General features: G+C 44.6%; 1 protein-coding gene. It reads left to right on the forward strand.

The window, feature by feature from the left end; translation table 11 throughout:
• Positions 1-37: 37 nt before the first annotated feature.
• Positions 38-686 (forward strand): hypothetical protein (locus A3762_RS23145; RefSeq protein WP_197469527.1); only part of this gene is annotated, 649 nt, incomplete at its 3' end.

The raw sequence follows: 686 nt of genomic DNA on the forward strand, positions 1-686 counted from the left end.
AAGCTCTCAAAGAATTCCGCCGTGAGAGGATGGAGGCATGAGCAAGTACGTAGACCTTTTGTTTATTCAAGGTTGGTCGGTTTCTGAAGAATTCTACGCCGATTGGCTTCATGGTTTGTCAAAAGAACTTATGAGCAATCGATCAATCAAGATAGTAGCGTGCCCTGAGCGTGGCGATATTCGTTGGCTGGAGCATTTAGCCAAGGAATATGTATCGCCTAATACGGTGATTATTGGTTGGTCGCTAGGTGGAATGTTGGCCATTAAGCTCGCAGCTTACCTTGAAGGGGCTAATAAATCGTACGACCGTTTAGTGACACTAATGAGCTCGCCCAAGTTCGTAGAGTCGACGGATTATCAATGTGGTATGAAGCGACAGGACTTTGCTGATTTTGTGAGCTCTATTAGCGATGATCGAGCGATCGTTAAAACGTTTCCGTTTTTGTGTATCAAAGGTGCTCCTAAGCAATCCTCTTTATTGAAGCGAGTTCGCGAACAGTACGACCTTTGTTTATTAGAGGAATCAAATCGGTGCCAAAGCCTCAAGTTGCTAGGCGAATTGGATGTGCAGCAAGAGCTTGCCAACTTAACTCAGTCAGCACTCATGATATTCGGCGATCAAGATGTTTTGGTTAAGCAAAGCTGCGCTTTAGAGATTAAGAGCCAGTTTACTCATCATAAGAGCG

The sequence above is a fragment of the Oleiphilus sp. HI0125 genome (genome assembly GCF_001635355.1).